Genomic DNA, 7,229 nt, shown 5'->3' with positions numbered 1-7,229 from the left:
GGATTCCCTTTTTGTTGGGATTGTGATTCAAGATCATTGCTGGTGAGGAGGCCAGCAATGATGGCGCGACCTCTTTCTCTTGATTTACGCCAGCGCGTCGCCGCCGCTTTGGCCGGAGGCATGACGGTGCGGGCGGCCGCCTTGCGCTTTGGGATATCGGCGGCGACGGCGGTGCGGATCGGCCAGCTCGACCGGTCCGGCCGCGGTTTGGCGCCGGCCAAGATGGGGGGCCATGTCAAACCCATGCTGCGGGGCGCGGCGGCCGATGAGGTTCACCGCCGACTGGCGGCCAAAACCGATTGGACGGTGCGGGCGCTTGCCGCCGATCTGAAGGCGGCCGGGATCGATGTCTCGCATGACACCGTTTGGCGGTTTCTGCGCCGCGAAGGCAAGACATTTAAAAAAAACGCTGATCGCCAGCGAGCAGGACAGGCCGAAGGTGGCGCGCTTCCGAAGCCGCTGGAAGACCCATCAACATCGACTTGATCCGCGCCGCCTGGTGTTCGTTGACGAAACCTGGGTCAAAACCAACATGACGCGCAGCCGCGGCTGGTGTCAGCGCGGCCAGCCGCTGATCGCCAGAATACCGCATGGCCATTGGAAGACGCTGACCTTCCTCGCCGGGCTGCGTCACGACCGCATCGTCGCACCCTTCGTGCTCGACGGCCCGATCAACGGCATTGCCTTCACCGCCTGGGTCGAGCAATGCCTGGCGCCAACCCTCAACCCCGGGGATATCGTCATCCTCGACAATCTCGGCAGCCACAAGGGCAAGCCGGCGCGCAGCGCCATCCGCGACGCCGGCGCCCATCTGTTCTTCCTGCCGCCCTACAGCCCCGACCTCAATCCGATCGAGATGATGTTCGCCAAACTCAAGACCCTGCTGCGCAAGGCCGACGAGCGTAGCGTCGAGGCGACATGGCGGCGCGTCGGCGAAGCTCTCAAGGCGTTCAGCCCGCACGAATGCGCCGCCTATCTCAGGCATGCAGGATACGTTTCAACGTAGGTCTGACAGACTCTAACCGGCGCGCAGGAAACGGATCGCCTCGTCGCGTCGGTAAAGATAAAGCAGCGTTCGCAGCGCTTCGCCACGCTCTGACGTGAGCTCGGGATCGTGCTCTATGACATAGGCGGCATCCCTGCGGGCGATCTCCAGGAGATCACCATGCGCCTCGAGGCTCGCGATGCGGAAACCGGGTGTTCCGGACTGGCGTGTTCCAAGAAGCTCGCCTTCACCGCGCAGTTTGAGGTCCTCCTCGGCAATCAGAAACCCGTCCTCGGTCTCGCGCAAAATGGAAAGACGTGCGCGGCCTGCTTCGCTGAGCGGGCTCTTGTAGAGGAGGATGCAGGTCGATGCCTCATCACCACGGCCCACGCGCCCCCTCAACTGATGCAGTTGCGCCAGACCGAAGCGCTCCGCGTGTTCGATCACCATGATCGTCGCGTCGGGAACATCCACGCCGACCTCCACCACCGTCGTCGCCACGAGTAGGCGAATCTCGCCATTCTTGAAGCCAAGCATCACGGCGTCCTTGTCCGGACCGGACATGCGGCCGTGAACGAGACCGACGTCATTGCCGAAGCGCTGGACAAGGCTCTGATAGCGCTCATCGGCCGACATCACATCGCTTTCTTCGGATTCCTCCACCAGCGGGCAGATCCAGTAGGCCTTCTTGCCTTGGCCGAGCGCCGCATCGAGCCTGTCGATGACCTCATCCGTGCGCTCGGTGGGTATCGTCACCGTCTGTATCGGCTTTCGCCCGGCCGGCTTCTCCGTGAGCTTGGAGACATCCATGTCGCCGAAGGCGGCGAGCACGAGCGTGCGCGGAATCGGTGTCGCCGTCATGACGAGCATGTGTGGGGAAATGCCCTTGGCGGTGAGCCGCAGCCGTTGGTGAACACCGAAACGATGCTGCTCGTCGACGATGGCCAGCACGAGCTGATGATAGTTCACGGCTTCCTGGAACAGAGCGTGGGTTCCGATCACCATCTGCGTTTCGCCGGAGGCGATCCGTTCCAGGATCGCATCGCGCTCCTTGCCCTTCGTGCGCCCGGTTAGGACATCGATCCCGATACCGGCCGGCGCGGCCATTTTCGAAAGGGTGGCATGATGCTGCCGGGCGAGGATTTCAGTCGGCGCCATCAGCACCGCCTGGCCGCCCGATTCGATCGCGGCGAGCATGGCCATCAGCGCCACCGCCGTCTTGCCGGAACCGACGTCGCCTTGCAGCAGACGCAGCATGCGATCGCTGCCGGACATGTCGGCAAGGACGTCGCGGACCGCGGCCGACTGGCTCGCCGTGAGCGAGAAAGGCAGAGCACGGATGACCGGCTCACTCAATTTGCCAGTCGGATGAACGGGGGTTCCGGCGACCTTGCGCAGCCGCTGGCGCACCAGCGAAAGCGACAACTGTCCCGCGAGGAATTCGTCATAGGCGAGCCGCCGCCGCGCGGGAGCTTGCGCATCGATGTCGGTTTCATCGCGCGGCTCGTGCAGCCGGTGGAAGCTTTCCCTTGCGCCTTGAAACCCTTGCTGACGGAGCAGCGCCTCGTCGAGCCACTCCGGCAGATCGGGCACCCGCGCCACCGCCGCCTCGATCGAGCGCCGCAACGTTCGCGGCGAGAGGCCGGCAGTCAACCCATAGACGGGCTCGACGAGCGGTAGATTTTCCGCCTCGGCGACCCTGACCATATAGTCAGGATGGACCATCGACGCACGGCCATTGAACCAATCCACCTTGCCGCTGACGACAACGGTCTCATCGACCGGCAGCGCCTTTTCCAGCCAATTGCCCTTGACGCGAAAGAAGGTGAGCGCCAGTTCGCCCGTGTCATCGTGCAGAAACACCCGGTAGGGTACGTTCGGTCTGCCACGAGGCGATGGCTGGTGCCGGTCGACGCGGCCGGTGATAGTGACAACGGCACCTTGCGGCGCGTAGGCAATGCCCGGTTGCTGGCGCCGATCGATCACCGAATGGGGCGGATGAAAAACAAGATCGATCACCCGGCAATCGTCGATCGTTTCACGGCCGAGCAGACGCGCATAGAGTTCGCCGGTTTTCGGACCGATGCCGGGGAGCGTGTCGAGAGGCGAAAACAGCGGGTCGAGGAGGGCAGGGCGCATGACGATGAAATTGCGACGATAATTCCGGCTTTGGCAAGGCTGACAACGCGCCTTCCAGCGTTTATAGAGCCCAGTGACTAAAAACCCGCCGCCTTGGCAGCGGGCGGCAGGAAGGATTTTCCATGACCGGCATCACGCGTACCAGCGCCGATCTCGACCCGCGTCGGCGCAGGATCCTCTTTCGTTCCTGGCATCGCGGTATTCGCGAGATGGATCTGATTCTCGGGCAGTTCGCAGAGACAGAGTTGGCGAGCCTGTCCGATGCGGAGCTCGATGAATTGGAAACGATCATGCGCGAGGAAGATAACGATCTCGTGCGATGGATCACCGGCGAACAGCCCCTGCCGGAGCGTTATGCGACGCCGTTGTTCGGCCGGATCGCGGCTTATCGCCCCGACTTCGACAAGCTTCGTCAGGAAACGAAATAGACACAAGCGATGATATCTGGCCTTGACGCGAAGAAGATCCTTTCCACCACACGGGAGGTGACGATCGGCCCGGTGCCGTCCGGCGCCGAGGCACTGATCCTTGCCGAATTGGCGCGCGCGGGAAGCCCCGTCGCCTATATCCTTTCCGACGGTCAGCGGATCGCCGACCTTGAGCAGGTTCTGGGCTTCGTGGCGCCGGACATTCCGGTTCTGACGCTCCCGGGCTGGGACTGCCTGCCTTACGACCGCGTTTCCCCGAGTGCCGACACGTCCGCGCGGAGGCTGGCCGCCTTGAGCGCGCTGATAGCGCACCGGGCGAAGCCACATCCGGCGATCGTGCTCGTCACCGTGAACGCGGCCCTCCAGAAAATCTCGCCCCAGGACGTGATCGAAAGCCTCGCCTTTTCGGCAAGGCCGGGCAACCAGGTCCGCATGGACGATATTGCCGCGCGGCTGGAGCGAAACGGTTTCGAGCGTGTGCCGACCGTGCGCGAGGTCGGCGAGTTCGCCGTCCGAGGCGGCATCCTCGACGTCTATGTCCCCGGCAGCGGCGAGCCGCTGCGCCTGGATTTCTTCGGCGACACGCTCGAGACAATCCGCTCCTTCGACCCGGCGAGCCAGCGCACGACCGGCCAGGTGCGTTCGCTCGATCTCAACCCGATGAGCGAAGTGTCGCTGACGCCCGAGACCATCAGCCACTTCCGCAAGCAGTATCTTTCGCTCTTCGGAGCCGCGACGCGGGACGATGCGCTTTACCAGGCGGTATCGGAAGGGCGCCGCTATGCCGGCATGGAGCATTGGCTGCCGCTCTTCTATGACGGCTTGGAGACGGTGTTCGACTACCTCGACGGTTTCCGTATCGTCACGGACCATCTGGCGCGCGAAGCGGCGGCGGAGCGGTCGAAGCTTATTCTCGACTATTATGATGCGCGCCTTGCCTCTGCATCGCCGGGCAAAAGCCAGATCTCCCAAGGCACGCCCTACAAGCCTGTGCCGCCGGAACTGCTTTATCTCAGCGCCAAGGGCTTTGGCGCGATGCTCTCTGAACTGAACGCCGTCCGCCTCTCGCCATTTCACGAGCATGAAGGGGAAGCGCGCCAGGTCGTCGCCATCGAGGCGCGACAGGGGCTGCGCTGGGCAAAGGCGGCGGGCGAGATCGAAAGTGACGGCGAACGCGCGAACGTGTTCGATCAAGCTGTGAAGCATATCGCCGAAAAGCGGGCGAGGGGCGCGAAGGTCGTCATTTCGGGCTGGACGGAGGGATCGCTCGATCGTCTTTTGCAGGTTCTCGGCGAACACGGGCTTGCGAATATTCGTCCGATCAAGGCTTTGTCCGATGTGCGCTCGCTGAAACCGGGCGAGGCGGCCTCTGCGGTGCTCAGCCTCGAAGCCGGATTCGAGACCGGCGATCTTGTGGTAATCGGCGAGCAGGACATTCTTGGCGACCGGATGGTGCGCCGATCGAAGCGCCGCAAACGTGGCGCCGACTTCATCGCCGAGGTCACCGGCCTCGACGAGGGCAGCTATGTCGTCCATGCCGAACACGGTATCGGCCGTTTCGTTGGGCTGCGCACCATCGAGGCGGCCGGTGCGCCGCATGACTGTCTCGAGCTTGTCTATGCGGAGGATGCCAAGCTCTTCCTGCCCGTCGAAAACATCGAGCTTCTGTCGCGCTATGGCTCCGAAGGCACCGATGCGATTCTTGACAAGCTCGGCGGCGTCGCATGGCAGGCGCGCAAGGCCAAGCTCAAGAAGCGGCTGCTTGATATGGCCGGAGGCCTTATCCGCATCGCTGCCGAACGACATACCCGCCGCGCGCCTGTCCTCGTTGCCCACGACGGGGTCTATGACGAGTTCGCCGCGCGTTTCCCCTACGATGAAACCGAAGACCAGATGAACTCGATCGACGCCGTCCGCGACGATCTTGGAAGCGGTCGTCCGATGGATCGCCTGGTTTGTGGCGATGTCGGCTTCGGCAAGACGGAAGTGGCACTGCGCGCCGCCTTCATCGCGGCGATGAACGGGGTGCAGGTTGCGGTCGTCGTGCCGACGACCTTGCTTGCCCGGCAGCATTTCAGGACCTTCGCCGAGCGGTTCCGTGGCTTGCCGGTCCGCATCCAGCAGGCCTCGCGGCTCGTCGGTTCGAAGGAACTCGCGCTGACGAAGAGGGAAGTGGCCGACGGCAAGACCGACATCGTTGTTGGCACGCACGCGCTGCTCGGCTCTTCGGTCAAGTTTGCCAATCTCGGCCTATTGATCGTCGACGAGGAGCAACACTTCGGCGTCAAGCACAAGGAACGGCTAAAGGAGCTGAAGTCCGACGTCCATGTGCTGACGCTGTCGGCAACGCCTATTCCGCGCACGCTGCAGCTTGCCTTGACCGGGGTTCGCGAATTGTCGCTGATCACCACGCCCCCGGTCGACCGCATGGCGGTTCGCACCTTCATCTCCCCCTTCGATGCGCTGGTAATCCGCGAGACGCTGATGCGCGAGCACTATCGCGGCGGCCAAAGCTTCTATGTCTGCCCGCGCTTGAGCGACCTTTCGGAGATCCACGATTTCCTGAAATCCGATGTCCCGGAACTGAAGGTCGCCGTGGCGCACGGCCAGATGCCGGCAACCGAGCTCGAAGACATCATGAACGCCTTCTACGAAGGACGTTACGACGTGCTCCTCTCGACGACGATTGTTGAATCGGGACTCGATGTGCCGACCGCAAATACCCTGATCGTGCACCGCGCCGACATGTTCGGCCTCGCCCAGCTCTACCAGCTTCGCGGCCGGGTGGGCCGGTCCAAGGTTCGCGCCTTCGCGCTCTTTACGTTGCCGGTCAACAAGACATTGACGGGGCCAGCGGAGCGCCGCCTCAAAGTGCTGCAATCTCTCGACACGCTGGGTGCCGGCTTCCAACTCGCCAGCCACGATCTCGATATCCGAGGAGCCGGCAACCTGCTCGGCGAGGAACAGTCCGGCCACATCAAGGAGGTCGGCTTCGAGCTTTATCAGCAAATGTTGGAAGAGGCCGTCGCCGAACTTAAGGGCGAGGAGGAAATTCACGACACCGGCTGGTCGCCGCAGATATCGGTCGGGACTCCGGTTATGATTCCGGAAGACTATGTCCCGGACCTGAACTTGAGGCTCGGCCTCTACCGGCGTCTCGGCGAATTGACGGACCTCAAGGAGATCGACGGTTTCGGCGCGGAGTTGATCGATCGCTTCGGACCGCTGCCGACGGAGGTGCAGCACCTCCTGAAGATCGTCTACATCAAGTCGCTTTGCCGCACCGCAAACGTCGAGAAGCTCGATGCCGGGCCGAAAGGCGTGGTTGTTCAGTTCCGCAACAAGGAGTTTCCGAACCCCGCGGCTCTCGTCGGTTACATTGCCAAACAGGGAACGCTGGCAAAAATCCGCCCGGACCAGAGCATCTTCTTCCAACGCGAGCTCGCGACGCCGGATAAGAGGCTTTCCGGCGCGGCAATGGTGATGACGCAACTCGCCGGACTTGCAAAACCTGCGTGAAAATGAAGATGCCGCCGCGGCTGGCGTGGCGGCAAGGTGGTCCGGCTAGCGCGGGATGAGGAAATGGTTTTAGGTCGATCGGACCTAAAAACATCGTGATCTACAGCGCCGTGCGTCCTTTGGGACGCACAAAGGACGCTGTAACTCTTTGATTCCAC

4 protein-coding genes are annotated in these 7,229 nt (G+C 62.8%); 3 read left to right on the top strand and 1 reads right to left on the bottom strand.

All coding sequences use genetic code 11. From position 1 onward, the window contains the following. The first annotated feature begins 60 nt into the window (after positions 1-60). Positions 61-1,006, top strand: a protein-coding gene (locus GHK62_RS11690) for an IS630 family transposase (RefSeq protein ID WP_167528167.1) whose coding sequence is annotated in 2 segments (ribosomal slippage) — positions 61-399 and positions 401-1,006 — 945 coding nt in all. Because the reading frame shifts where the segments join, the coding sequence is not laid out codon by codon here. A gap of 12 nt (positions 1,007-1,018) precedes the next feature. On the opposite strand, the gene recG is transcribed toward GHK62_RS11690, so the two are convergent. Further along, positions 1,019-3,124, bottom strand: coding sequence for an ATP-dependent DNA helicase RecG (recG, locus tag GHK62_RS11685; RefSeq protein ID WP_153439239.1), 2,106 nt, complete (start codon positions 3,122-3,124; stop codon positions 1,019-1,021). A 122-nt stretch (positions 3,125-3,246) separates the two neighbouring features. Between recG and GHK62_RS11680 the strand changes: the two genes are divergently transcribed. Next, positions 3,247-3,552, top strand: a complete 306-nt coding sequence (locus GHK62_RS11680) for an FAD assembly factor SdhE (protein ID WP_153439237.1) — start codon at positions 3,247-3,249, stop codon at positions 3,550-3,552. Positions 3,553-3,561: 9 nt separating this feature from the next. After that, entirely contained in the window at positions 3,562-7,071 is a 3,510-nt protein-coding gene (mfd, locus tag GHK62_RS11675; protein WP_153439235.1) for a transcription-repair coupling factor, read from the top strand. Positions 7,072-7,229 lie beyond the last annotated feature (158 nt).

It is taken from the genome of Sinorhizobium terangae, from assembly GCF_009601505.1.
GTDB classification, from domain to species: domain Bacteria; phylum Pseudomonadota; class Alphaproteobacteria; order Rhizobiales; family Rhizobiaceae; genus Sinorhizobium; species Sinorhizobium terangae.
Note: the sequence above shows the minus strand (reverse complement) of the source record. Positions and strands in the feature narration are given on the sequence as shown.

Excerpts from the sequence above, each read along its gene's own strand:
- recG (WP_153439239.1), bottom strand. The coding sequence starts at position 3,124 with ATGCGCCCTGCCCTCCTCGACCCGCTGTTTTCGCCTCTCGACACGCTC.
- GHK62_RS11680 (WP_153439237.1), top strand. The coding sequence starts at position 3,247 with ATGACCGGCATCACGCGTACCAGCGCCGATCTCGACCCGCGTCGGCGC.
- mfd (WP_153439235.1), top strand. The coding sequence starts at position 3,562 with ATGATATCTGGCCTTGACGCGAAGAAGATCCTTTCCACCACACGGGAG.